This window comes from Streptomyces sp. NPDC026673 (genome assembly GCF_040638135.1).
GTDB lineage: Bacteria > Actinomycetota > Actinomycetes > Streptomycetales > Streptomycetaceae > Actinacidiphila.
Genome location: NZ_JBEZXR010000036.1, coordinates 36,267 through 62,579 on the forward strand (window position 1 = coordinate 36,267; position 26,313 = coordinate 62,579).

Here is a 26,313-nt window from a genome sequence, read left to right on the forward strand (position 1 = left end):
CGGATGGCGGGTGGCGGAGACGTCCTCCTGCTCGTCGACGAGGACGGGCGGGTGGCCGAATGGCGGCACAGGGCCGAGGAGCTCTTCGGGCTGTCCGCCGACGAGGCCGTGGGGCGGCCGATGGCCGACCTCGTGCGCCGGCCGGGGTCCGCTCTCGGCCGGCGACCCGATCTGCTGGTCAGGCCGGTGCTGTCCGGCGACTCCGTGATGTGGGAGGTGCGGGCGCGTGGCGAGGTCCTCGGCGCCCGGGACACGGCGCTGCTGAAGGTGATGTTCACGCAGGCGCCGGTGGGTCTGCACGTCCTCGACGACCAGTTGTGTCTGGTGCGGATGAACAGCGCGACACGGGCGCTCCCCGATGTGCAGCTGCGCCCGGGGCGGCACTTCAGCGAGGTGTTCCGGCTGGCCGACCCGGCGGCGGAGGAGGAGGTCGCCCGGCGCGTGCTGGAGACCGGGGAGCCGGTGCTGAACCGCCTGGTGCGCGGCGCGCTGAGCGCGGGCCAGCCGTGCAGACGCATGTACCTCACCTCCGTCTTCCGGCTCGAGGGCGCGCACGGCGAGGTGCTGGGGCTGCTGGTCGCGGCCTCCGACGTCACCGAGCGGGAGACGAGCCGCCGGCGGATGGCCGTCCTGGACACGGTGCGCGAACGGGTCGGGCAGCGGCTGGACGTGATCGCGGTCTGCGAGGAACTGGCGGAGGCGGTGGTCCCCGCGTTCGCCGGGATCGTGGTGGTGGAGGTGGTGGAGGACGTCGTGCGGGGCGAGGTGCCACCCCTGGTCCCCGTCGACCGGGACGTGCCGCTGCGCAGGGCCGCCTTCCGCGGCAAGGTGTCGGCGTACCCCGTCGGGGACGTCCGCCATCTGCCCTACGGCACCCCGTTCGCCCGTGTGATGGCCGATCTGCAGCCGCGGCTCATCCCGGTCGACGAGGACAGCATGTGGCTGGAGGCCGACCCCGCCCGGGCGGAGGCGATCCGCCTGCAGAACGTGCACTGCCTGATCGTGGCGCCGCTGGCGCTGCGCGGTGAGGCGCTGGGGCTGGTCAGCTTCTACCGGCACGATGACGAGGACCTCTTCGACGAGGACGACATCCGACTGGCGCTGGACGTCTGCACCCACGCCGCGCTGTGCATCGACAACGCCCGGCGCTTCACCCGCGAGCGCACCATCGCCGCGACCGTGCAGCGCAGGTTGCTCCCGCAGCGGCCGGCGTCACGGATCGCGCTGGAGACGTCCCATCTCCATCTGCCCGGCGTGGAGGGCGGCGGGGCGTGGTTCGACGTGATCGCGCTGCCGGGGGCGAGGACGGCCCTGGTCGTCGGCGACGTCAAGGGGCGGGGCGTCGAAGCCGCCACCACCATGGGTCAGTTGCGCACGGTCATCCACTCCCTCGCCGCGCTGGACCTGCAGCCCGAGGAGCTGCTGGCACGGCTGAGCGACACGGCCACCCGGCTGGCCGAGGAGCGGGCGGCGCTGCCCGCGGGGGATCCCCTGCACCGCGAGCCGCTGACCGCGGAGTGCGTCATCGCCGTCTACGACCCGCTGAACCTCACCTGCACGATCGCCCTCGCGGGCCACCCGCAGCCGATCGCGGTCTTCCCCGACGGAGCGATCGAGTCGCTGCCCGTCTCCCCCGGGCCGCTGCTGGCGGAATCGGGGAACGCCCCCTTCACCGCCACCACGGTCGCCCTTCCCGAGGACACCACCCTGCTGTTCGGCACCTCCACGCTGACGGAACGGCTCCACACGCACTCCGGGTCCCTGCGCGGCCTGCTGGAGCGGTACGGGCGGGGCCCGCTGCAGGAGCTCAGCGACGCCTTCGCGTACGCCATCAAGAACGGCAGCCAGCCCGGCGACGTACTCATGCTGCTCGGCCGCACCCGGGCGTTCCCCGGCAACCGGGTGCTGACCTGCCCGCTGCCGAACGACGCCGAGGCCGCGCCGATCGCGCGGTCGATGGCCCGTCGGCGGTTGGAACAGTGGGGGGTCGACGAGGAGACGGCCTTCACCACGGAGCTGATCGTCAGCGAGCTGGTCGGCAACGCGGTGCGGTACGGGGCGCCTCCCCTCCAACTGCGGCTCGTCCTGGACGCCACGCTGACCTGCGAGGTCAGCGACGCGGGGGCCAGCGCCCCGCACCTGAAGCACGCCCGCACCCTCGACGAGACCGGGCGCGGCCTGTTCATCATCTCCCGCTGCGCCGACCAGTGGGGCACCCGGTACCACGCCGAGGGGAAGACGATCTGGGCGGAGCAGACGCTCCAGGCGCCGCCCGCCGGGCCGTGACGGGACAGGAACAGGAGCACGGCCAGGCGGGCCCGGACGGACGGCCCGGGGTCACACGGCAGGACGGGCCGGGGCGGGCCGTTTCGCCAGGGAGCGCAACGCCAGCGCGAACGCCCCCTCGGCCAGGCCCAGCAGGACGAGCCACAGCCCGACCAGCCGGGCCAGTGCGACGGCCGACTCCACGGGGAAGGCGAGCACGACGATCCCGGCGACGATCCCGAGCGCGGCCACGGCGAAGGCCATGCCCCGGTGCGCCATGTCCCGTCCGCCGACGGCGACGAATCCCACGAGCAGGCCCGACACCAGCCAGTAGGCGCCGAGGACGAGGGAGAGCACGGCCGTGGTCTGCAGCGGATGCCGGAGGCACAGCACCCCCGCGAGGACGCCGACCACCGCGACGATCACGGCTGTCACCCTGCTCCCGCCGTCGGGACGGGAGAACGCCGTCACGAAGCGGAAGGCACCCGCGACGAGCAGATACAGGCCGATCACGACCGCCAGCACGTGCAGTGTCTCGTCCGGCCAGACGAGCACGATGACACCCGCCACGAGGGTCGCCAGGGCGTACCCCAGGGACCATCCCCAGGACCCGCCCAGTTTGCCCAGCACCTCGTCGGGGTCGGCCGGCCCGGGGGCCGCCCTGTGGTCGTACGGTGCGTTCATGGTGTCTCCCGGCAGCACCGGAGCCGCCCCCGGTGCGCGGTGCCGCCGGTACCGCGCACCGGCCCGTGACGGGTGTCCTCCCGTGGGCGCCCCCGCCGATCGGCGTCAACCGTCCGACGCCGCCTCCTCCTTCTCCCCCTTCGCCTTCTTCGGCGGTTCGTCCGCCGCCGCCTCCGCCTTCGCCTTCGCCTTCAGGCCGAGTGCCAGCCGGCCGTCCTTGACGTCGGCGATCACCGTGTCACCCGGGTTGAGGCTGCCGTCGAGCAGCATGTTGGAGAGCCTGTTGTCGAGTTCGGTCTGGATGGTGCGGCGCAACGGCCGCGCGCCGAACTCGGGTTGGTAGCCCCGGTCGGCCAGCCACTCCTTGGCGGCCTCGGTGACCTCCAGGCCGACCTGCTGGGCGTGGAGCCTGCGCCGGCTGCGCTCCAGCAGGAGGTCGACGATCTGCACGAGGTCCGGCCGGGTCAGCGCGTGGAAGACGATGATCTCGTCGATGCGGTTGAGGAACTCGGGCCGGAAGTGCGCCTGGAGCTCGGCCATCAGGTCGTCCCTGATGTCGTCGATCGCCCCTTCGTGGTCGAGGATGTGCTTGGACGCGATGTTGCTGGTCATGATGACCACGGTGTTCCGGAAGTCCACCGTGCGGCCCTGGGCGTCCGTCAGGCGCCCGTCGTCCAGGACCTGCAGCAGCAGGTTGAAGACGTCCGGGTGGGCCTTCTCGACCTCGTCGAACAGCACGACGCTGTACGGCTTGCGGCGCACCGCCTCGGTCAGCTGCCCGGCCTCCTCGTATCCGACGTAGCCGGGCGGGGAGCCGACGAGGCGGGAGACCGTGTGCTTCTCCTGGAACTCGCTCATGTCGAAGCGGATCATCCGCTCGGGGTCGCCGAAGAGCAGCTCGGCGAGCGCCTTGGCGAGTTCCGTCTTGCCGACGCCGGTGGGCCCCAGGAAGAGGAAACTGCCGGTGGGCCGGTCGGGGTCGCCCATGCCGGCGCGGCCGCGGCGCACGGCCTGGGCGACGGCGTCGACCGCCTCGTCCTGGCCGATCACCCGCCGGTGCAGGTCCTCCTCCAGCTTCATCAGCCGCTCGCGCTCGGTCTCGGTCAGCTGGGCGACGGGGATGCCGGTCCGCACGGACAGCACCTCGGCGATGTCGTCGGCGGTGACGCTGGGCGTCTGCTCCCGTTCCGCGCCGAGCGCGGCCACTTCGCCCTCCAGCTCCCGGATCCGCTCCTTGAGGACGCCGGCCCGTTCGAAGTCCTCGGTGCTGACGGCCTCGTCCTTCTCGCGGCGCAGCTTGGTGAGGCGCTCCTCCAGTTCGTCCGAGGGTTGCGGGCCGCCCAGGGAGCGCAGGCCCACCCGGGCACCGGCCTGGTCCATGAGGTCGATCGCCTTGTCGGGCAGGAACCGGTCGCTGATGTAGCGGTCGGACAGGGCCGCCGCGGCGTCCAGCGCCTCGTCGGTGTAGCGCACCTGATGGTGCGCCTCGTAGGAGTCGCGGAGTCCGCGCAGGATCTCGATCGTCTCGTCGACGGACGGCTCGGGGACCATCACCGGCTGGAATCGGCGTTCCAGGGCGGCGTCCTTCTCGATGTACCTGCGGTACTCGTCGATGGTGGTGGCGCCGACCACGCTCAGATCGCCGCGGGCCAGGGCGGGTTTGAGGATGTTCCCCGCGTCCATGGCCCCCTCGCCGCCCGCCCCGGCGCCGACGACGGTGTGGAGTTCGTCGATGAACAGGATGACGCTGCTCTTCGCCTCGGTGACCTCGTCGATCACCTTCTTCAGGCGTTCCTCGAACTCGCCGCGGTACTTGGAGCCCGCCACCAGTCCGGCGAGGTCCAGGCCGACGACCCTGCGGTCCCGCAGGGCCTTGGGCACCTCCCCGGCCACGATCCGCTGCGCGAGGCCCTCGACGATGGCGGTCTTGCCGACCCCGGGTTCGCCGATGAGCACGGGATTGTTCTTCGTCCGCCGGGAGAGCACCTCCACGGTCTGCTCGATCTCCTCGGCCCGGCCGATCACCGGGTCCAGCCGGCCGCCGCGCGCCTCCTCGGTCAGGTCCCGGCCGTACTCGTCCAGGGTCGGGGTGTCGGTCGGCGCGGCCCGGGTGCCTCCCTTGCCCGCCTTGCCCGCCTTGCCGGCCTTGCCGGCGAGGGCACCGGGATCGGCCCCTTCGGACCGCATCTCGAGGCCGGAGCGGGGGTCTTCGGCGAGTGCCGCGAGGATGTGCTCGGGACCGATGTAGGACGCGCCGGACGCCTGGGAGCGCGCATGAGCCGCGAGCAGGGCGCGTTTCACCGCCGGGGTCAGTGCGGGCTCCCCGCCGCCGGTGCCCGAGGGGAGGATCGCGGCCACGTCCTCGGCCAGCCGGTCGGGGTCCACGCCCGCCTGTTCCAGCAGCTGCCTGCCCGACGGGACGCGGGTCGCCGCCCACAGCAGGTGCTCGGTGTCCAGGTCGGCCCCGTCGGCGGCGGCCCGGCTCGCGGCGGCCGCCAGGAGTTCGTGCGAGGAGTCGCTGAGCAGGCGCCCTATGGGGACGCGCTGGACGGCGGGCGGGGATGCCGCCGGGCTCATACCGAAGAAGCGGTTGAAGAGGTCGGAGAACGGGTCGCCGGACCCGAAGGGGGAAGTCGTCACCTTGCCCACCCGTCCGGCGGGCCCACAACGGCTGCGTGGCGCCCGCCGTAGTCGATTTGCCCGTACTCCACCAGTGTTGGCCCGATCGGACGCGGGTGCCACCGCAGTGTCCGGCCGGTCACGGAGCGCGGCGCGGCGGCCCCGCTCAGCCGGTCCGGGCGGCGGCCCCGGCGTCGCGGTGCGGCGGGGGCGCCGGCAGCTCGTCCGGCATCTCCCGGGCGGGGTTGCCGGCCCAGTGGGCCCGGCGCGGCATCTCCTCGCCCTTCATGAGGAAGGAGTCGGGTGCGAGGACCGCCTCCTCCTCCATCGTCACGCCGTAGTGGACGAGGGCCCCGACGCCAAGGGTGCAGCCGGCCTCCAGCGCGCTGTGGTCGGACTTGAAGGTGCCGTCTTCCTGGGAGTGGCACTGGATCCGGCTGCCCTCGTTGAGAACGCACTCGTCACCGATGGCGACCAGGGAGCGTTCCGGGAAGTAGCAGCCGTCGTCGAAGACCCGGCGGCCGATCCGGACGCCCAGCCAGCGCCAGATGACGCTCTTGAAGGGCGTGCCGTTGAAGACCATGATCGCCTCGGTCACGCTCGTGACCTTCCAGTAGCGCTCGTGCCGCCAGAAGGGACGCTCGTAGATCGAGCAGTACAGCGGCCGCAGCCCCCGGAAGCCTGTGGCGATGCGTTCCGAGACCACCATGTCGGCGACGGTGAAGGCGAGCGTGAGGACGTTGGCGAGCGCGATCACCGACACCCCGAGCACGGCGTACAGGTCCGCGGCCACCGACACCACGAGCGCCACCCAGAAGAAGAAGATCCACCGCGCGAACAGGTGCAGCGCCATGGTGAAGACGTTGTGCTTGTTCTTCGCGGCCAGGCGGCGCCGGAAGGTCTCGCCGTCCTTGAGGTGGTCGAACCTGCTGTCGCGCAGGACGGACCGCGGGATCTCGAAGCTCGGCGAACCCAGCAGGCCGACGTTCTCCCGTACCTGCCCGTCCACCGGGACCATGACCTTGGTCGCCAGGAGGCAGTTGTCCCCCGTCCTGCCCTGCGACGGATAGGCGACGTAGTTGCCGACGAAGTTGTGCGGCCCGATGGTGGCGCGCGAGACGCAGAAGGAGGAGCTGGAGAAGTCGGCGTTGATGATCGACAGACCGTCGGCCACCATCGTCCCCCGGCCGACGGCGCTGAGGAACGGGTTGTCCTGCTTCATGATCGTGCCGAAGTTCGACCCGGTCTGCTCCACGTCGGAGAACCGGTACCCGAGACCGCTCAGGTACTGGACGATGGCGGAGCTGTCGCCGAACAGGGTCTTGTAGAAGCGCCGGTTGGTGAGGAAGCCGATGGCCCGGTGCATTCCGTACCGGAAGCCGAACAGGGGGTAGACCGTGTCCGGTCGGACGGCCAGGTTCAGCACGCGCGGGACCGTCACCGTGAACAGCAGGCCGAGCACCACCGCGCCGAAGAACAGGGCGACCGAGGTGATCAGGGCGTCGGCGTAGAACGCCCAGGTCGTCAGCGCCGTGGGCCCCGGCTCCAGGAGCGAGGAGAACTGCGGCACGGCCGCGAACAGCAGCACCGTGCCGGCGACGGCCAGCGGCACGTACACCAGGACCGCCCCCAGGAGCTGCGACACGGAGTAGCCCGCCCTGCGCGCGGCGCCGCAGCGGGCCGGGCCGACGGCCCGGTAGTCGACCTCGGTGGGCTGGGCCGGGGATCCGTGCCAGTGCTCGCCGTCGGGCACGCGCTGGCCCGCGTGGAGCGAGGAGGCGTGGCCGAGCTGGGTCCCGTCGCCCATCGCCGTATCGATGTCGATCACCGTCACCTCGCCGACGAGCACGTCCTTGCCGAGCGTGACGGGGCCGGTCCGGATCACCCCGGACTCGGCGCGGTAGCAGGAGAAGAACACGTCCTTGCGGATCACCGTGTCGTCGCCGATCGTGAGCAGGTCGGTGCAGACCGGCACGCGTCGCGACAGGACGGTGACCCGGCGCCCGATCCTCGCGCCGAGTGCCCGCAGGTAGAGCGTGTACAGCGGCGATCCGTGGAAGAACACCAGCGGATCCGACCGGATGAGCGTCTTGACGCACCAGAAGCGGAAGTACGCCAGGCTCCAGATGCGGATCTGCCGGGGACGCCACCGCCCGACGAGCGCCCACTTGGCGACGACGGGGAGCAGGCACACCGCGGCGAAGGCCACAGCGCCGAAGGCGACCGCCCGGAGGTAGGTGTCGAACAGGCCCGAGGCCCCGGCGATCCAGTCCACGCCCTTGGTCAGGACGAGCGCGGCCCCGAAGGAGTAGGCGAGGAAGAACATGAGCTGCAGCGTCGCGCAGAGCACGTACCGGGGTGTGCCGGACGGCGGCCCCACCGCCGATCGCCGCACCCGGGAGGGCGTCGCGTCCATGTCCGCACCCGCGGCCGCGTCGGCCGTGGACGGCGCGCGAGCGGAGGCGGCGGGCGGCGCGGCCTCGTCCAGGGCGGCCGCCAGGCTCCGGACGGTCGGGTAACGGTAGATCTCCTTCATCGACACGGAGGGCGCGTCCGGCCGTTTCCTCAGCCGCGCGCAGAAGTGCGCCATCACCAACGAGTCGGCGCCCAGGTCGTCGAAGAAGTGGCTGTCCACGGAGACCTGCTCCGTGTGGACGACGCCGGCCAGGGTCTCCGCGAGGAGACCCTCCGTGCCGGTCCCGGGACCGGCACGATCACCCCCGGTGGTCGAAGCCTCCTCCTGATCGTGCGTGAAGGTTCCAGCAGATTTGTCCACCATGTGAGCCCCTGAGGGTCTACGACCACCCGCTTCCCAGCGGCCGGCCACCACGAGGTCGTGGGCCCTTCTCCGGCCGTACGGGCGGAAGTCGTCTTCTTGCAGTTTCGAACGTCCGGCGCCGCGGCGCCAACCGCCGGGCACGCGGCCGGCAGGTCGGTCACCGTCCGTAGGCGCCCTCGGAGGCCGTCTCCCGTGACCGGGCCCGGCAGGGCGCGCGACGGGCCCCCGCCCGGCGCACGTGCCACGATGTGCGGGTGAGTGCGTTCTCGTCCCCGAGCGCAACAGGGCAGACTCCGCGCCGCCCCGGCGTGACCACTCCGCGCCTGCGGTTCCTGCGCACCGAGACGGCGAGCGCCGGCTTCCTGCTGGCCGCCACGATCATCGCCCTCGCCTGGGCCAACCTGGCGCCGGAGAACTACGAGTCCGTGTGGCACACCCAACTGTCGCTGACCCTGGGCTCGCACGGGGTCTCACTCGACCTGCGCGAGTGGATCAACAGCGGGCTGATGACGCTGTTCTTCTTCATCGTCGGCCTCGAGGCCCGCAGGGAGTTCGACCTCGGAGAGTTCCGCGAGCGGACCCGGATCACCCTGCCGACGACGGCCGGCCTCGCCGGGATGCTCGTGCCGCTCGCCCTCTACCTGGCCTTCACCCACGGCACGCCCGAGGCGCGGGGCTGGGGCACGGTGATCTCCACCGACACCGCCTTCGCACTGGGCCTGTACGCCCTGCTCGGCCGCCGGCTGCCCGCCGCGACACGGGCGTTCATCCTGACCGCGTCCGTCGTCGACGACTTCATCGCGCTCGCCGTCATCGCCTTCGCCTACACCAGCGGCATCTCCTGGCCCGAACTGTGCGTCGCGGTCGGCCTCTTCGCCGTCGGGATCTGGGTCGCCAACTCCGTCGTACGGGCCTGCGGCGAGTTCCGCGGCGCCGCCTACGCGCTCACCGGCGTGGCCGTGTGGTTCGCCCTGCTCGGCTCCGGGGTGGACCCGGTCGTGACGGGCCTGGCGCTCGGCCTCATGGCCTGCGACCACCCGGCGCGCGGCGCGGACCTGCGCCGGGCCAGCACGCTCTACCTGCGCTTCAGGGAGCAGCCCACACCCCGGCTGGAGCGCAGCGCCCGGCGCGGCCTGGCGCTGTCGGTGTCGCTCAACTCCCGGCTGCAGGAACTGTTCCGCCCCTGGACCGGCTATCTCATCGTCCCGGCCTTCGCCCTGGCGAACGCCGGCGTCACCATCGACGCGGCGCAGTTGGTGGCCGCGTTCACCTCCGCCGTCACCCTGGGCATCCTCGTCGCCTATGTGGTGGGCAAACCGCTCGGCATCGTGGGCGCTTCCGCGCTCACCACCTGGCTCAGCCGCGGCCGGCTGCGCCCGGCGGTCGGCTGGGGCGCGGTGACGGCCGGGGGCACCATCTCCGGCATCGGCTTCACCATCGCCCTGCTCATCGCGGACCGGGCGTTCGAGGGCGGGCGGCTGGCCGAGGCCAAGGTCGGCATCCTCGGCGCGGTCCTCCTCTCCTTCCTGCTCACCTGGTGCGTGACGCTCGTCCTGTCGCGGCTGCCCCGCGCGGTGCGCCGCCGTGCGCTGCTCGGCAAGGCGGAGCAACTGGAGGACCTGGCCGCCCCCGTGGACCCCGAGCGGGACCACATCCGCGGCCCGCACGACGCCCTGGTCACCGTCGTCGAGTACGGCGACTTCGAGTGCCCTTACTGCGGCGAGGCCGAACCGGTCATCCGCGACCTGCTCGCCGACTTCGGTGACGTCCGGTACGTCTGGCGTCATCTGCCGCTGGCCGACGTCCACCCCCACGCCGTCCACGCCGCCCGCGCCACGGAGGCCGCCGCCGCACAGGACCGCTTCTGGGAGATGTACGACCAGATCTTCGCCCACCCGCAGGCGCTCGACCCACCGGGACTCGAACGGCTGGGCACCGCGATCGAGCTCGACATGGAGCGCTTCTGGCACGACCTCGAGACCCGCTCCGTCGCGGTCCGGGTCGCCGAGGACGCCGAGTCCGCGGACCTGAGCAATGTGTCCGGGACCCCGACGTTCTTCGTCAACGGCCGCCGCCATTACGGCGCGTACGACATCGAGAGCCTGTCGGCCGTGGTCCGCGGCGCCCTGGAACGCGCCAAGGCGACCCGCCACCACTAGCGGCGGCACTGGCGGCGGCGGTCCCGGCCGGTCCCGGTCGGCGCCTGCGCGTCGCCGGGGAGCCGGTCCGCGCGTGATCACCCAGGGCGTCCGGCTGCGCGGGGCGGCCACGCCGGCCGGTCCGGCGCGGCGCTGACCGCGCGCCCTGGCCCAGGTACGGGGCCCGGGTGCGGGGGCAGCCATGACCCCGTGCAGCCGGCGCGCGGCCGCCGCGGTGACGAGGGCCAGAGGGTGGGCCCGCAGCCGGCCGGCGGCAGGGCGAGGACGAAGGGCCGGCCCGTGGGACGCGCATCACGCTGACCGGCGTGTCGAGGCATGTCAGCGCCGCGCCCGGGTCGACGAGAACGGCGGAGCGGATCAGTACGCGTCCCCTGGCCCACCGCCCCGAGCGCCCGTTCCGCGGCACCGGCCGGCCGATGAGGACGACCGGCCTGGAGCCGGCAGGCGCCGCGAACGGCGCAAGGGAGCGGCCGCGGGACACCTCCCTCGCCCGGCCCACCGGCCCGCCCCGCGTACCGCTGCCGGCGGCGTACCCGGTGTTACGTTGGTCATGTGCTCCAAGGTTGTGGAAACCGCCCGCGACGACCCCTCCGTCAGGTGTCCGGAACCGCATCCGCCTCCTGACCGGCACACCCCGTCACCTGGGCGGACGCGGCCGGCGTCCAAGCCGGACGGTCCGCGGCGTGGTAGGAATCGGACAGTGGTCCGGTGGCGAGTGGAGCACGCGTGATCCGGGTATTGGTGGTCGACGACGAGGCCCTGATCCGTACGGGCTTCCAGCGCATCCTCGACGCGGCCGACGACATCGAGGTCGTGGCGGCGGTGCCCGGCGGGCAGGCGATCCGCACCGCGCAGGAGGCCCAGCCCGACGTCGTCCTGCTGGACATCAGAATGCCCGACGTGGACGGCCTGTCCGTCCTGGCCGGGCTCCGGCGGCTGCCGCATCCTCCGGTGGTGGCGATGCTGACGACCTTCGACATGGACGAGTACGTGGCCACGGCGCTCCGCTCGGGCGCGGCCGGTTTCCTGCTGAAGGACACCGACCCCGAGGAACTGCCGTTCCTGGTCCGGACGCTGGCCGACGGCGGCGCCGTCCTGTCGTCCAAGGTCACCCGGACGGTCGTGGACGGGTACCTGGGCGCCGGCCCGCAGGATACGGCGATCCGCGGCGTGGCCCGGCTGACCGACCGCGAACGCACCGTCCTGCTCCTGGTCGCCGAGGGGCTGTCCAACGCGGACATCGCCACGCGGATGCACCTGGGCACCGGCACGGTGAAGGACCACGTCAGCGCCATCCTCACCAAGCTCCAGGTGGGAAGCCGGGTACAGGCCGCGCTGCTCGCCGAACGCGCGGGTCTCCTCAAACAACCGCAGGACGGTGAGGGAGGATGAGGTTCCGGCGTCCGTCGCCCACGGTGGTGGATCTCGTCGTCGTCGCGGTCGCGCTGTTCGACATCTGGGTCAACGTCGATCCCGAGGAGCCGGTGCGCTTCGGCTGCGCCCTCGGGGGTGCCGTCGCCCTGATGCTGCGCCGTCGGCTGCCGCTGACCACCTTCCTGCTGGCGCTGCCCGCGGTGCTGGTCTCGGACGCGGCCTTCGCCACCCTGGCCGCGCTGTACACCCTCGCCTCGCTCTCCCAGCGCCGCTGGCTGCTGGCGGGCTGCGCGCTGGCCTTCACGATCGCCGACATGGCGCCGTGGCCCGCGCCCAAGTTCGACCTGTCGGAACCCTCGACCCTGATCACCTTGAGCTACACCGCCGCGACGGCCGCCGCCCCGGTCTTCCTCGGCCAGCTGGTGCAGGCCCGGCGGGACCTGTCGCTGCGGCTCGCCGAGATCTCCGAGGCCCGGGACCACGAGCGGCTGCTCACCGCGCAGAGCGTCCTGGCCGAGGAACGCGCGCAGCTGGCCCGGGAGATGCACGACGTGGTCTCCCACCAGGTCAGCCTGATCGCCGTGCGGGCCGGCGCGCTCCAGGTCGGTACGCAGGACGCCGAGGTCAAGGAGGCCGCGGCCACGATCCGGCGGCTGAGCGTGCAGACCCTCGACGAGCTGCGCCACATGGTCAGCGTGCTGCGCGCCTCCGGGGGCCTGCCGACGGAACTGACCCCGCAGCCCTCGCTCGCCGACCTGGAACGCCTGGTCAGCGGCAGCGGCATCGAGGCCGAGCTCCATCCCGACCTGCCCGACGGGCTGCCGCCGACGGTGCAGCGCGCGGTGTACCGCACCGTTCAGGAGGCGCTCACCAACGTGCGCAAGCACGCACCCGGAGCCTCCGCGAGCGTCCGTATCCGCCGCCATGACGGCACCGTCCGCGTCACGGTCACCAACACCGCCCCCACCCGGCCCGCGCTCCCCCTGCCCAGCGCCCACTACGGCCTGGTCGGCCTCCGGCAGCGCGCCGCGCTCCTCGGCGGCACCGTCACCTCGGGCCCCACGGCCGACGGGGGCTACGAGCTCAGGCTGGAACTGCCGGCCACCGGCGCCTGAAGCGGCGCCGGCCGGCCCCGTTCCGCAGCCCTCGCCCGGCGGGCCGGCAGCTTGGCCACTTCCCACAGCAGGAGCAGCACGACGGCGGACAGCAGCGCCCAGCCGAACTGCCGCAGGTTGATCTCCGTGGTGCCCAGGACGCGGCGGAAGCCGTCCATCTGGGTCACCAGAACCGCGAGGACGAACTCGGAGAGGGCCGCCCAGTTCATCTGCTTGCTGTCGAAGGTGGCGGTCGTGAACACCGATCCGGTCTCGCTGCGGCACTCGAACGCCGCGACGATCAGGCAGAGGGCGAAGGCGGTGAAGGCCATCGAGTTGCCGACGGCAGCGCTGTGGAAGTGGCTCTCCCCCACCTTGATCAGGGCGAGCAGGATCACGGTGATCGCCAGTCCGCTCAGCCCGACGGTGATCAGCACGGGCCTGGTCAGCACGGACTCCCCGCGGGGGCGCGGCGTGCGGCGCATGAGGCCGGGGCTCTCCTGGTCGAAGCCCAGGGCGAAGCCGAAGGGGGCGTTGACGACGAAGTGCACCCACAGCACCTGGGCCGGGGTGAAGGGCTCGCCGGCGGCGATGTTGAACAAGGTGGCGCCGAGGAAGGTCAGGACGAAGGTGACCAGCAGCAGGAGGACGAAGCGGATGTACTTGGTGAGGTTGTCATAGAGCTTCCGGCCCTCCTCCACGGCGTGCATGATCGTGGCGAAGTTGTCGTCGGACAGGATCATGCGGCCCGCGTTCTTGGCGACGTCGGTGCCGCTGCCCATGGCGATGCCGATGTCGGCGGCCTTGATGGCGGGGGCGTCGTTGACGCCGTCGCCGGTCATCGCCACCACGTCGCCCTTCTTCTTCAGCGTGTCGGCGAGCAGCACCTTGTGCTCGGGCGCGACCCGCCCGACCACGCCGATGCCGTCGATGCGGGCCAGTCGTTCCTCCTCCGGCAGCGCGGCGAAGTCCGCGCCGAGCACGGCCTCGCCGGGGATGCCGAGCTGCCGGGCGATGGCGGCCCCGGTGGTGACGTCGTCCCCGGTGACCATGCGGACCCGGATGTGGGCCGCCTGGGCGTCCGCCACGGCGTCGCGGGACTCCTCGCGGGGCGGGTCGACCATGCCGACGAGGCTGGTCATCCGCAGCCCGGTGACCAGGGCCAGGAGGTCGCCGCCGGGGTCGAAGTCGTCCGGGTCCAGGTCGCGGGTGGCGGCGGCCATGACGCGGTGTCCCTCGCCGCCCATCCGCTCGGCGGCCTCCCGGGCGCGCCGCTGCAGCGCGTCGTCCCACGGGATGGAGGTGCCGGCCGACAGGGCGGTGACGGCCCGGGCCGTCACGGCCGGTGCCGCGCCCTTGACGAAACACCGCACGACCGGGCGGCCCGAGGCGTCGGTGGCCGCGTTGAAGGTGGCCATCAGCTTGTAGCCGGGGTCGAACGGCAGGGTGGCCAGCCGCGGGAACCGCTCCCTGGTGGCGTCGATGTCCAGTCCGGCCTTGTGGCCGAGGACGAGCAGGGCACCCTCGGTGGGGTCGCCCACGACCCTGCCGTCCACCAGCTTCGCGTCGCTGGCCACGACGTACGGCAGGATCGCGTCCTCGATGCCCGCCGAGGAACCCGCGGCGTGGTGGACCCGGCCCTCCAGGCCGTAGCCGATGCCGGAGACGGTGTAGCGGTCGGTGGGGCTGACCACCTCGACGGCGGTCATCTGGTTCATCGTCAGGGTGCCGGTCTTGTCGGAGTTGATGGCCGAGGTGAAACCGAGGGTCTCGACCGAGGGCAGCTCCTTCACGATCGCGTTGCGCCGGGCGAGGTTGAGACTGCCCACCGAGAGGATCACCTGGGTCACCGTCGGCAGCGCCTCGGGGATGGCGGCGATGGCCAGGGACACCGCGCTGACGAACAGCACGTCCCAGTCCTGGCCGCGGGCGCGGCCGAGGGCGAACATCACGACCATCGTCAGGCCGGCCGCCGCGGCGATCCACAGGGTGAGGTTGTCCAACTCCTTGGTCAGCGGCGACTGCTCCTTGGCGGTGGCCGACAGCATCCCGGAGATCTTGCCCAACTCCGTGCCCGCGCCCGTGCCGGTGACGACCAGAACCCCGCTCCCATGGGTGACGGGGGTGTTCATGAAGGCCATGTTGGTCTGATCCCCGGGTCCCGGGCTGCCGGGGCCGGCGGGGAGCGTGCCGGCGTCCTTGGCGGCGGGGACGCTCTCGCCGGTCAGCGCGGACTCGTCGATCTGCAGGGCGCTGGCCTGGACGATCCGCCCGTCCGCCGGGACCTGGTCGCCCGCGGCGATCAGCACGACGTCGCCCACCACGATCCGTTCGGCCGGCACCTCCGACTCGGTGCCGTCGCGCCGTACCCGTGCGGTGGCCTTCATCATCGACTTCAGCGCGTTCATGGCGCTCTCCGCCTTGCCCTCCTGGCGCAGCCCGACGACCGCGTTCAGCAGGGTGAGCAGGACGAGGAGGATGCCGGTGGCCCACTGGGCGATCAGGAACGAGACCACGGCCGCGGCCACCAGGATGATCTGCATGTAGCTGCGGTACTGGGCGAGGAAGCGCCGCCAGGCCGGCGGCGGCTTCTCCTCGGGCAGCGCGTTCGGCCCGTGCGCGGCCAGCAGCTCCGCCGCCCGTGCCGCGGACAGTCCCACGGCCGGGTCCACCCCGAGTGCCGTCGCAACGTCCTGCGGGGACCGTGCGTACCAGCCTGCCGGGGACGCGGGTCGCCGGTCCTCCGGGTTGGGCTGCACCGTCATCGTCATGCCTCCGATCCGGTCGTCCGCGTCCGCGTCCCCGCCCGCCGGGGCGGGCCGGTCCCAGGCCGGCCTAGGGTTGCCGCGCGTCCTTCGCCCGTCGCCGGGCCGCGTACGGGTCGGCCGGCGCCCCGCCGGGCGCCTCCTTGAGCAACTCCTGCCGGGCCGTGAGCAGTTCGCGCCGCGCCTGGTCATCGACCGTGGGGTACCGGGGATCGATCTCCATCAGCGTGTGGGCGAGTACGGCCGCGGCGCAGATCCGCGCGAACCACTTCCGGTCCGCGGGGACGACGTACCAGGGGGCCCAGCGTGTGCTGGTGGCCGAGAGCATCTCGGAGAACGCCTCCTGGTAGTCGTCCCAGCGACGGCGCTCCCTTGCGTCGGCGGCGGAGAACTTCCAGTTCTTCTCGGGCAGGTCGATCCGCTTCAGGAAGCGGGTGCGCTGCTCCTCCTTCGAGAGGTTGAGGAAGATCTTCACGACCTTGAAGCCGTTGTCGGTCAGATACCGCTCCCAGTTGTTGATCTCCCGGTACCTGCGCTCCCAGATGCCCGCGCCCCGCGGGTGCTCCGGCAGTTTCTGACGCTCCAGGACCTCGGGATGCACCCGTACGACGAGGACCTCCTCGTAGTGGGAGCGGTTGAAGATCGCGATCTCGCCCCGTGCGGGCAGCCGCCTCGCGTAGCGCCACAGATAGTCGTGGTCGAGCTCCTCCGCGGAGGGCACCTTGAAGCTGCTGACCCGCACGCCCTGCGGGTTCACCCCGCTCATCACGTGGCGGATGGTGCCGTCCTTGCCCCCGGCGTCGAGTGCCTGGAGGCACAGCAGCACCCCGTAGGTGTCCTGGGCGGCCAGCCGCGCCTGGTACTCGGCGAGCAGCGAGACGCCCGTGCTCAGGAGTTCGACGCCCTCCCGCTTCCTCAGGCTCCCCCGGTAGCCGGGGTCGAAGTCACGGGCCAGGTCCACGGTGGAACCCGGCTTCACACGCAGCGGCTCGATGAACTTCGCTATGCGCCCCGCCATGGTGTCCGCCATCGCCGACCGGCCTTTCCGGAAAGGGATATCCGTCACATTCCGCCGCCCTGTGGGGCGCGTCAACCGGGCCGGGTCCGTTCGCCTGAACGGGCGGCGCGGCCCTCCGGCCGGGTTGCGGAACCGGCCCGGCGCCGCGCGATGACCGCCCTCCCAGCGGCTCCCCGGCAGCGCCCCGGCGGCGTCAGGCATCCGGGCCGCCCGGGTCGCCAGGTGCGGCGGTTCGCACTAAACCTGGGAGGACGACCGTAGGCGGCGTCCGTCCGGTGCCCCATCGCGCGTTCGCCGACGGAGGTGGTACCTGTGGCGCACGGCGGCCCGCCCGTTCCCCCGGGCGACGCGGAGACGGCGATGCTGCACGCCCTGTTCACCCAGTCGCCGGTCGGCCTGCATCTGCTCGACCCCGACCTGCGTGTCGTCCGCGTCAACATGGGCACCCCGGCCATGCGCGGAGTGCGGGCGGAGGACCTCCTCGGCCGGCATTTGCGCGACGCCTATCCCGTCGTCTCCCCCGACGACGTGGAGGGGCGCGTACGGCGGGTGCTGGAGACCGGCGTTCCCCTGATCGAGGACGTGGTGCGCGCGCGTCCGGTCGCCGGGGACGGCGAAGGGCACTCCTACGCGGTCTCCGCGTTCCGCCTGGAGGACCCGCACGGGACGGTCCTCGGCGTCGCGCTGGCCGTGGTCGACGTGACGGAGCGGGAGAGGTCACGCGCCCGGTTGGAGGTTCTGCACACGGTGCGCGACCGCGTGGGCCGCACCCTGGACGTGGTGGTGACCTGCGAGGAACTCGTCGACGCCGTGGTGCCGGACTTCGCCGACGTCGCCGTGGTCGAGGTCGTCGACGCCGTGGTCCGCGGTGACGAGCCGCCGATGTCGCCGCTGCCCCGGGGGACCCCGCTGCGGCGGGCCGCCTTCCGCGGCGGCGCCGGTCCCGGGCAGCCGCAGGCGTACCCGGTGGGGGACGTGCGGAGCCTCCCCGACCCGACCCCGTACACCCAGGCGCTGTCCGACCTGCGGCCGCGCGTCCTGCGGCTGCACGCGGGGCTGCCCTGGCTGGCCACCGACCCGGCCCGCGCGCTGGCGATCCGCGCCTCGGGGGCGCACACGCTGCTGACGGTGCCGCTGTCCCTGCGCGGGGCCGTCCTCGGACTGATCAGCCTGTACCGCTCGGCCCGGCCGGAACCGTACGCCGAGGACGACGTCGAGATCGCGCTGCAGCTCGCCGACCACACCGCCCTGTGCATCGACAACGCCCGCCGCTACACCCGGGAGCACAGCATCGCCGCGACGGTGCAGCGGCAGTTGCTGCCCCGCCGTCCCGTCTCGCACACGGCGCTGGAGACCGCCTACCTGTCGACGGCGAAGGAGAGCGCGTCGGGGGCCTGGTACGACACCGTCCCGCTGTCCGGCGCCCGTACCGCACTGGTCGTGGGGGACGTCTCCGGCCAGGGCATCCACGCCACCGCCGGGATGGGCCAGTTGCGCACCGTCATCCGCTCGCTGAGCGCCTTCGACCTCGGTCCCGACGAGCTGCTGGCCCGGCTCGACGACATCACGACGCACCTGGCCTCCGAGCGCGCCTCGCTGCCGCCCGCCGACCCGCTGCACCGGGAGGCGCTCACCGCTGCCTGCGTCTACGCCGTGTACGACCCGCTGACCCGCAGATGCACGGTCGCCCGGGCCGGTCACCTGGCGCCGGTGATCGTACGGCCGGACGGCAGCGCCCAGATCCCCGAGATCCCGGACGGCCCGCGGCTGGGCGCCGCCGGGGACACGCCCTTCGCAGCCGCCGAACTCGACATCCCGGACGGCAGCGTCCTGGCCTTCACCAGCTCGCCCGTGCTGTCCCTGCACCTGGCGGGCGGTTCCACCCCGCTCAAGGGCAGGCCCCCGGGGGACGGCCGACCGCTCCAGGACCTCTGCGACGAGATCATGTACACCCTTCCCGCCGGCGTCGACCGGGGTGTGCCGATGCTCCTGCTGGCCCGCACGCGCCGCTTCCCGCCGGACCGGGTCGCCTCCTGGCCGCTCCAGGACGACCTCACGGCGGTCGGCACCGCGCGGGCCCTGGTCCGCAGCCGGCTCGCCGCGTGGGGGGCGGACGCCGACACGGCCTTCAACACCGAACTGATCGTCAGCGAGCTGGTCACCAACGCGATCCGCTACGGCATTCCCCCGCTGCGGCTGCGCCTCATCAACGACCGGATGCTGACCTGCGAGGTCCGCGACCGCAGCCCCGCCTCCCCGCACCTGCTGCACGCGCGCACCGTGGACGAGGGCGGCCGCGGGCTGTTCATCGTCGCCCAGCTCGCCGACGTGTGGGGCACGCGGTACACGGAGGACGGCAAGACCATCTGGACCGAGCAGGCGATTCCGGCCGCGTGGTCCGGTTGACCGGAGCAGCGCCGGGACCCCGGTGCCGGCCCGCACCCGGCGGCGCTCACGACTCGGACAGCGGCTGCTCCGCCCAGATCGTCTTCCCGCCCGCGGTGTAGCGACTGCCCCAGCGGCTGGAGAGCTGGGCGATGAGGAAGAGCCCGCGGCCGCCCTCGTCGGACAGCCGTGCGCGACGCAACCGCGGCTGGGTCTGGCTCGGGTCGGACACCTCGCAGACCAGGGTCTCGTCGCGGATCAGGCGCAGCCCGACCGGGGCGCCGCCGTAGCGGATCGCATTGGTGACCAGTTCGCTGGTGATGAGCTCGGTGGTGAACACCAGGTGCTTGAGGTCCCACAGCTCCAGCTGGCTCTCCACCGCGGTCCTGGCCCGGGCCACCACGGCGGGATCGGCGGGGAACTCCCAGGTGGCCACGGAGCCGGGCGGCAGGTCGCGCATGCGGGCCACGAGCAGCGTCACGTCGTCGCCGGGCGGCTCCGCGAGCAGCTCGTCGAGGATCGCCCGGCCGGTCTGGGTGGGTGTGCGGGTCCCGGCGGGGTCGGCCGCGAGCACCGAGCAGAGCCGGCCCATCCGCTCTCCGGCGGAGCCGTCGGGATGAGAGATCAGCGGCTCGTTGAAGAACGCGAGCACACTGCCCGGGGGGACCTCGAAGCTGACGGGCTCGAAGGGCAGGCTGTCCACGCCGAGCGCCGGGCCCGGCTTGAGGCCGATCACCTCGGCGGGGGCGCCCGGGGCGGCGTACACCGGCGGGGGGTGCCCGGCGCTCGCCATCTCGCAGCGGCCCTCGACGGGGTCGTAGACGCAGTACAGGCAGGTGGCGCCGATCGCGCCGGTGCGAGGGGTGCCGTCCTCCTCCTCGCCGGGCTCCGGGGCGACGTCGCCGAGCCTGATCACGAGATCGTCCATGTGGGCCAGGAGTTCGCCGGGCGGCAGGTCGAGGTCGGCGAGGGTCTGTACCGCCGTACGCAGCCTGCCCATGGTGGCCGCCGCGTTCAGGCCGTGCCCCGTGACGTCCCCGCTGACCAGCGCCAGCCGGCTGGAGGACAACGGGATCACGTCGAACCACGCGCCGCCGACGGCCTCGGTCGTGCCGGCCGGCACATAGCTGCCCGCGGTCAGCACGGCGCTGGTCTCGGTGACCGACGGGGGGAGCAGGCTGCGCTGGAGCGCCTCGACGGTGCGGTGCTCGCGGGTGTAGCGGCGGGCGTTGTCCAGGCCCAGCGCGGCCCGGGAGGCGATCTCCTCGGCGAGGCCGACGTCGCCGACGCCGTAGGGCGGGAGTTCGGCCGTCCGCCACATCAGCAGGACGCCGAGCACCAGGCCGCGGGCGATCAGCGGCACCGCCAGGAAGGACTCGGCCGCGTCGGGCAGCAGGAGACGGCTGCGTTCGGGGTCCCCGGACAGGCCCTCCCGCCAGGAGGTCAGGTCCGCCCGGAAGACGATCGCCCCCCGGCGCAGATGGTCGCTCTCCAGGCTGCGCAGGCGGAAGGTGGCGCCCCGGGGGTGGATCTCCGGCGGCCACGAACCGTCCGGGGAGGCCACCGCGACCCTGCGGAAGGGCGCACCGAGCCGGAACTCCCCCGGCTCCTGCCCGATCAGGACGCTGTGGGTCAGGTCCACGGCCGCCAGGTCCGCGAATCCGTGGGAGACCAGGACGTCGGTGAGTTCCCGGGCGACCCTGGAGACGTCCAGGCTGCGGCCGATGCGCTCCGCGGCGGCGTGCAGCAGCTCCATGCGCTGGCGGGCCGCGTACTCCTGGGTCACGTCGGTGAAGATGACGGCGACCCCGACCGGGCGGTCGTGGGTGCCGTGCAGCCGGAACGCGGAGAAGGACGCCACCCGTTTGACGTCCGGCGACTCCTGGCGCCGCGCGCTGTGCACCCAGTCGACCAGCGGTTCGCCGGTCTCGGCCACGTGCCTGAGCTCCTCGCGGAGCGCCGCCGCGTCCTTGGGGAGCAGGACGTCCTCCAGGCTCCAGTCCGTCGGATCCACGCGGACGCCGGACTCGGCGGGCAGGTCGAGGCCGGGGCGGAGGTTGAAGCGGGTGGTCTTCAGTGCCAGGTCGTGGATGGCGAGTCCCACCTGCCGCTGCTGGAAGAGCGCCCTGAGCAGGGCCTCGTCCTCCTTGCGGCGTTCGGCCACCGGCATGGCGGTGGCGCTCACGACCAGGCCCCCGCCCGCCGCCATCGGGTGCACCCGCAGCCGCACCGGGACCGGCCCGCCGTCGCCGCGGCGCAGCTCCGCGTCGCCCTCCGCACCGACGGCGCCGGCGGCACGGGCCGTGGCGACGTGGCGGGGCCACATGTCCGGATCCGTCAGGAGCTCCGCGACCGGTCGCCCGCAGACCTCCTCCGGCGCCCGTCCGGTCAGCTCGCGCACCGATCCGGTGCACATGACGACGTCGCCCCGCCCGTCGACGACGAACAGGACGCCGCCGCGCGGCGAGCCGAGGTTGTCCAGGTCGGTCTGTGTAGTCACCCGGTCGTCCGATGTCGTGGTCCCCCCTCCCATTCAAACCCCCGGGAGGCCGCGGGCGCATCGTCACCGGGCCCGGGCGGGCGGGGCCGGCGCGGCACCTCAGGGTGCGGGGCGGCCCGTGACGTCGACCCGGCCGAACGCGGCGTCGGCTCCGATCAGGGTGACCTCGCCGGGGGTGATGCGGTCCACGCCCGGGACGCGGCCCTCCTGGGCGCCGGACAGCAGGTCGGCCAGCTCGGCGCTGGTGAGGGGGTCCGCGGGCAGGACGCCGGGCGGGGCGGCGGACGCGGTGACGGTCCACTGGGCGCGCGAGGCGAAGACGGACTCCTCCACACCGCGCAGCCACTTCGTCAGGGCGCGGCGCGAAGGGGACGCGGCCCGCTCGTGGACCGCGACGTCGAGCAGGGGCCGGGCCCACCGCGCCAGCCGCTCGGGCGGTCCGGAGGCCGTGACCTGGGGGCCGAACGGCCGGCCGACCATGAGCATCGGCGTTCCGTGCTCGATCTTCCACACCTCCGCGCGGAGGTTGCCGTACGGCAGGACCGCCCTGGCGGCGCGGCCGGTGAGCGCGGAGAGCTCCGGCCGCTCACCCCAGGCGACGTCCAGTTCGGCGAGCCAGCGGGCCAGTTCGCCGGCCGTCGTGACCGGCCTGAGTTCCAGGACGGCGGGGTGTACGAGGAGGCCGGACTCGGTGGCGAGGGTGTCCGCCTGGGTGCTGACCAGCACGCGTTTGCGCGCCGGGCGCGGCCTGGCGTCGGCCGGGCGCCCGTCGAGCTCCTCCAGGCCGATCAGGACGTCGCCGGCCCGGTGGTACAGAGTGACGGCGAGCGGCTCGGGCAGCGGGGCCCCCGACGCCTCCCGGAGCGGGACCGGTACGGGCAGCAGCGGCGACAGCTGGTGCAGCCAGCGGGCGAGGGCCGCCGGATCGGCGACCGGGGCGGTGAGCCGTACCCGGCCCGCGCGCTCGCCGGACGGGACGACGCGCAGGGCGTCGGCGCCGGTACGGTCCTCGACGCGCAGCTCGATCGAGGTCTCCCCCTGCAGTACGCCGCGACGCGTGGTGGCGCGCAGGGTGCCGACATCCCGGGTGGCGAGGAACCGGGCGAGCCCGGCGGTGTCGCCGGCCCGGTGGATCACGCTCCCGTAGTCGGGGAAGACCGGCCCGCTCCACACCTCGTATCCGGCGACATCGTCCCCGAGCAGCGCCCGCCGCACGCCGTCCAGCCAGTCGGCCAGGTCCGCGGAACCGGCCCGCCACAGCAGCGGATCCTCCACCACCACTTCCCTCCCCCTTGTTTCCCGGCACATTAAGTCCGGGGAACAGCGCGGTCGTCAACTCCCGGCGCCCTGTGACCCGTACTGGGGGGCGCGTGGTCGCACGGCAGGGTGCTCCGTGGGCACTTCTGTGTGCAGAGCGCTTACGGAGGCCTACTGTGCGCACATGCCAGCAACCCCGCTAGAGCGCGCCGAGCATTTCGTGTGGCTGACCGCACGCGTGCTCGAGCAGCGCAGGTTCGCGTACCACTTCCGGAACGGCCCGGCGGACGCGGTGGAGACCGCCCTGTCCGCCTACCGCAACGACGACGACGGTTTTGGGCATGGCCTCGAGCCCGACCTGCGCGGCACGGTCAGCCAGCCGCTCCACGTCGCCCACGCGCTGCGCGTACTCGACGAGATCGGCAGGTGCGGCGGACAGCGGGCGGAGCGGATCTGCCGCTATGTGACGGCCGTGTCGACCCCGGAGGGCGCGCTGCCCGCGCTGCACCCCTCGCTGCGCGGCTTTCCCGTCGCGCCGTGGCTGCCGCTGGTGGACAACCCTCCGGGCGACCTGCTGGCCACCGGTCCCGTGGTGGGCACGCTGCACCGCAACGAGGTGTGGCACGCCTGGCTCTTCCGCGCCACGGACTTCTGCTGGACGGTGATCGAGACCCTCGACAAGTCCCACCCGCACGAGGTCATGGCCGCCATGGCGTTCCTGGACCACGCGCCCGACCGGCCGCGGGCCCGGACGGCCGCCGCCAGGCTGGGGCGGATCGTGCGCGAGCAGCGACTGGTCGCTCTGGACCCGGAGCGGCAGGCGGATCCGGTCGCGCCGTCCGGGCCGGCGACCGGTGAGCCGTTCTCCGCCTGCGACTACGCGCGCACGCCGGACTCGCCGGCGCGCGAGTGGTTCACGGACGCGGAGATGGAGCGCGCGCTGGACTGCCTGGAGGCCGGGCAGCGGGAGGACGGCGGCTGGCCCGCCCGGCGGCCCCCGTGGGCGCCCGGGACACTGCTGGAGTGGCGGCCCCTGGTCACCATCGACGCGTTGCTCACCCTGCGGGCGTACGGACGCCTCACCTGAGGCGGCTCACCCGGCGGCGTCGCGCAGCAGCAAGGCGGCCAGTGCCAGTGCGATGCCGTGCGGCGCGGCGAGGTCGAGTCCGGTGAGCTCGGCGATCCTGGCGAGGCGGTTGTCGACGGTGTTGGGGTGCAGTCCCAGCTGCCGCGCGGTGCTGCGGCGTTCCTGGCGGCTGCCGAGATAGGTGCGCAGCGTCTCGACCAGATCCTGGCGGCCGGCGATCGGGTCGAGCAGCGCCGCTATGCGTTCGCTGCTCTCGTCGCGCCGCGACAGGTGGTACTCCAGCAGCACGTCGTCGAGCCGGTGCAGCCCCGGCGGCAGCCCCCCGGCCCGGGCCACCCTCAGGACCTCCGACGCCGTGCGGGCCGCGCCGGGGATGTCCTCGGGGCCCGCGGCCTGCACGGCGGCCAGCCGTACGTCCGCGGAGCAGGCGCGGCGCAGCAGTGACAGCAGCCCCTCGTCGCCGACCGGCACCAAGGCGCCGGGGACGACGGCATGGCCGCCGGTGTCGTCGAGCAGGGCGGCCACCTCGGTGCCGAAGGCGCGGTCGAGCGCGGCCTGGGCGCGGCGTGACCTGCGGTGCGCGACCTCGGGAGGCCGGCCGGGGACGTCCTCGGCGGGAAAGCCGAGGGCCAGCACCAGGGCGCCGTCCGCCAGGCCCAGCCGCGCCGCGGGGAACCTGCCGGGCGGCAGGGAGCCGTCCAGCAGCGCCCGCACCAGGGACCGGCGCTCCTCGCGGCGTTCCGCGGCGAGCGTGCTCTGCTCGTCCAGATATGTCTCGGAGACGGCGCCGACGATGCCCTCCTGGATGCCGATGAGGACGTCGGCGAGTTCCGCGAGCGCGGCCTCCTCGCCGGGCCGCGTCACCTCGCGCAGCGCCCGCCACAGCACGGTGGTGCCGCGCAGATGGCTGCGGAGCACGAGGTGCAGGGGCAGCCCCTCCTCCGCCCGTTGGGCGGCGCGCTCCCGGAAGCGGTCGAAGTCGCCCCGTCCGGCTCGTTCGGCCCGCTCGGCGGGGCCCCCGTGGACGACCCGGCGCAGGAAGAGCCGCAGGCCGTGGCGGGCGGTCGCGGCGAGTTCGCCGTCCTTCATGTCCGCGGGGAGTTCCGCGTAGCCGGGGAGATCGGCGAAGGCGCCGGTCGTCATCGAACGGGCGATCTCGTTCACCTTGTGCTCGCAGCGCGCCGCGAGGGCGCGGGCCGCGTCGGAGAGGACCGGCCGGGAGTCGCCCGCCATCGCCCCACCCCCCATATGCGCAACGTTTGTGACGGATCACACTAACCCGTCACCCGGTGACGGCCCGCAGCACTCCGGTCACCGCCACCGCCACCGCGACGACCACCAGGAAGGGGGCGCGCAGCAGCAGGGCGACGCCGGCGGCGGCCACGCCCGCGGCGCGGGCGTCGAGCACGAGGGTGCGGCCGTCACCGAAGGTCTGCAGCGCGGTGAGCGCCGCCAGCAGGGCGATGGGCAAGAGCGCGGCCAGGCGTCGTACGACGGGGCGCTCCAGGAACCCCGCGGGGACGGACAGGCCGAGCAGTTTCACCGCGTAGCAGCCGAAGGCGGTGACGCCGACGGCGATCCAGACGCTCATCGGCCGGCCTCCTTGCGACGGGTCACGGCCAGGACGAGGGGCGCGGCCAGCGCCGCGACCAGGACGGGTACCCCTGCCGGAAGCAGCGGCAGGCACACCAGGGCGAGTGGCACGGCCACGGCCGCCGTGGCCCGCTCGCGGCGGCCCCGCAGCATGGGTGCGAGCAGCGCGAGGAAGACCGCCGGGCCGGCCGCGTCCAGGCCCCAGTCGGCCGGGTCGCCGAGCGCGGCGGCGCCGAGCGCGCCCAGGAACGTGGTCAGGTTCCACAGCACGTAGAGGCTCGCGCCGGTGACCGTGAAGCCCAGCCGGGCGCTCGCCCGGTCGGGCTGCGCCAAGGCGACGGCGGAGGTCTCGTCGATGACCCACTGCGCGGCGAAGGGGCGCACCGCGCGCGGGAGGCGGAGCAGTTCGGACAGCCGCAGCCCGTAGAAGGCGTTCCGCACCCCGAGGAAGAACGCCCCGGCCGCGGCCGCGAAGGGCGTGCCGCCCGCGCCCAGGGCGCCGACGAGCGCGAACTGCGAGGCCCCGGTGAAGACGAGCAGGCTGAGCGCGCAGGTCTGCAGCAGACTCAGCCCGGCCCCGGCCGACGTCACCCCGAAGGCGAAGCCGGACAGGCCGACGGCGACGCCCACTCCGAGGGCGTCGCGGATCACCGCCGAGCGCGGTGTGGCGGACGGGGGCGGCGGTTGCTGCCGGTGCTGCCCGGCCTCCATGGGTGCTGCGGTCACCCGCCCGA

16 protein-coding genes are annotated in these 26,313 nt (G+C 73.4%); 6 read left to right on the forward strand and 10 right to left on the reverse strand.

The window, feature by feature from the left end:
• Nucleotides 1–3: 3 nt before the first annotated feature.
• Complete coding sequence (locus tag AB0F62_RS23760) at nucleotides 4–2,286, forward strand: SpoIIE family protein phosphatase (RefSeq protein ID WP_361802450.1); 2,283 nt, start codon at nucleotides 4–6, stop codon at nucleotides 2,284–2,286.
• Nucleotides 2,287–2,337: 51 nt separating this feature from the next.
• On the opposite strand, the gene AB0F62_RS23765 is transcribed toward AB0F62_RS23760, so the two are convergent.
• From AB0F62_RS23765 to AB0F62_RS23775, 3 genes are all read right to left on the reverse strand, one after another.
• Entirely contained in the window at nucleotides 2,338–2,949 is a 612-nt protein-coding gene (locus AB0F62_RS23765) for a DUF308 domain-containing protein (protein WP_361802453.1), read from the reverse strand.
• Between the two features lie 105 nt (nucleotides 2,950–3,054).
• A complete protein-coding gene (locus AB0F62_RS23770; RefSeq protein ID WP_361802456.1) occupies nucleotides 3,055–5,589 on the reverse strand; it encodes an ATP-dependent Clp protease ATP-binding subunit in 2,535 nt (844 codons plus the stop codon).
• 145 nt (nucleotides 5,590–5,734) lie between these two features.
• Entirely contained in the window at nucleotides 5,735–8,347 is a 2,613-nt protein-coding gene (locus AB0F62_RS23775; RefSeq protein ID WP_361802459.1) for a Pls/PosA family non-ribosomal peptide synthetase, read from the reverse strand.
• 308 nt (nucleotides 8,348–8,655) lie between these two features.
• Here AB0F62_RS23775 and AB0F62_RS23780 point away from each other — a divergent pair, with 308 nt between their 5' ends.
• The 3 genes from AB0F62_RS23780 (at nucleotide 8,656) to AB0F62_RS23790 (ending at nucleotide 12,995) form a co-directional block, all read left to right on the forward strand.
• Nucleotides 8,656–10,506, forward strand: a complete 1,851-nt coding sequence (locus AB0F62_RS23780) for a Na+/H+ antiporter NhaA (protein WP_361802462.1) — start codon at nucleotides 8,656–8,658, stop codon at nucleotides 10,504–10,506.
• Between the two features lie 726 nt (nucleotides 10,507–11,232).
• Complete coding sequence (locus AB0F62_RS23785) at nucleotides 11,233–11,898, forward strand: response regulator transcription factor (protein WP_361802465.1); 666 nt, start codon at nucleotides 11,233–11,235, stop codon at nucleotides 11,896–11,898.
• On the forward strand, nucleotides 11,895–12,995 hold the full coding sequence (locus AB0F62_RS23790) for a histidine kinase (protein ID WP_361802468.1): 1,101 nt from the start codon (nucleotides 11,895–11,897) through the stop codon (nucleotides 12,993–12,995). Before AB0F62_RS23785 ends, AB0F62_RS23790 begins: the two co-directional genes overlap by 4 nt.
• Here the strand turns inward: AB0F62_RS23790 and AB0F62_RS23795 are convergent.
• Together AB0F62_RS23795 and AB0F62_RS23800 are read right to left on the reverse strand one after the other, a co-directional pair.
• A complete protein-coding gene (locus AB0F62_RS23795) occupies nucleotides 12,956–15,739 on the reverse strand; it encodes an HAD-IC family P-type ATPase (protein ID WP_361802536.1) in 2,784 nt (927 codons plus the stop codon). The genes AB0F62_RS23790 and AB0F62_RS23795 overlap by 40 nt on opposite strands.
• A 70-nt stretch (nucleotides 15,740–15,809) precedes the next feature.
• The gene (locus AB0F62_RS23800; protein ID WP_361802471.1) at nucleotides 15,810–16,769 is read right to left on the reverse strand and encodes a polyphosphate kinase 2 family protein; all 960 of its coding nucleotides are present in this window, start codon (nucleotides 16,767–16,769) and stop codon (nucleotides 15,810–15,812) included.
• A gap of 300 nt (nucleotides 16,770–17,069) precedes the next feature.
• Here AB0F62_RS23800 and AB0F62_RS23805 point away from each other — a divergent pair, with 300 nt between their 5' ends.
• On the forward strand, nucleotides 17,070–19,163 hold the full coding sequence (locus tag AB0F62_RS23805) for a SpoIIE family protein phosphatase (protein WP_361802474.1): 2,094 nt from the start codon (nucleotides 17,070–17,072) through the stop codon (nucleotides 19,161–19,163).
• 46 nt (nucleotides 19,164–19,209) lie between these two features.
• On the opposite strand, the gene AB0F62_RS23810 is transcribed toward AB0F62_RS23805, so the two are convergent.
• Both AB0F62_RS23810 and AB0F62_RS23815 read right to left on the reverse strand, forming a co-directional pair.
• Nucleotides 19,210–21,642 carry a SpoIIE family protein phosphatase gene (locus tag AB0F62_RS23810; protein WP_361802477.1) on the reverse strand — a complete coding sequence of 811 codons (2,433 nt, stop codon included), beginning with the start codon at nucleotides 21,640–21,642 and terminating at the stop codon, nucleotides 19,210–19,212.
• A gap of 99 nt (nucleotides 21,643–21,741) precedes the next feature.
• Nucleotides 21,742–22,920, reverse strand: a complete 1,179-nt coding sequence (locus tag AB0F62_RS23815) for a hypothetical protein (RefSeq protein WP_361802480.1) — start codon at nucleotides 22,918–22,920, stop codon at nucleotides 21,742–21,744.
• A 163-nt stretch (nucleotides 22,921–23,083) separates the two neighbouring features.
• Here AB0F62_RS23815 and AB0F62_RS23820 point away from each other — a divergent pair, with 163 nt between their 5' ends.
• Nucleotides 23,084–23,986 carry a hypothetical protein gene (locus AB0F62_RS23820; protein WP_361802483.1) on the forward strand — a complete coding sequence of 301 codons (903 nt, stop codon included), beginning with the start codon at nucleotides 23,084–23,086 and terminating at the stop codon, nucleotides 23,984–23,986.
• A 6-nt stretch (nucleotides 23,987–23,992) separates the two neighbouring features.
• Here the strand turns inward: AB0F62_RS23820 and AB0F62_RS23825 are convergent, their stop codons facing one another.
• Genes AB0F62_RS23825 through AB0F62_RS23835 form a run of 3 tightly spaced genes read right to left on the reverse strand, consistent with a single transcriptional unit; the run spans nucleotide 23,993 to nucleotide 26,290 of the window.
• On the reverse strand, nucleotides 23,993–25,219 hold the full coding sequence (locus AB0F62_RS23825; protein WP_361802486.1) for a helix-turn-helix domain-containing protein: 1,227 nt from the start codon (nucleotides 25,217–25,219) through the stop codon (nucleotides 23,993–23,995).
• A 49-nt stretch (nucleotides 25,220–25,268) separates the two neighbouring features.
• Nucleotides 25,269–25,577, reverse strand: coding sequence for an AzlD domain-containing protein (locus tag AB0F62_RS23830; RefSeq protein WP_361802489.1), 309 nt, complete (start codon nucleotides 25,575–25,577; stop codon nucleotides 25,269–25,271).
• On the reverse strand, nucleotides 25,574–26,290 hold the full coding sequence (locus AB0F62_RS23835; protein WP_361802539.1) for an AzlC family ABC transporter permease: 717 nt from the start codon (nucleotides 26,288–26,290) through the stop codon (nucleotides 25,574–25,576). The genes AB0F62_RS23830 and AB0F62_RS23835 overlap by 4 nt, the downstream gene beginning before the upstream one ends.
• Nucleotides 26,291–26,313: the final 23 nt, after the last annotated feature.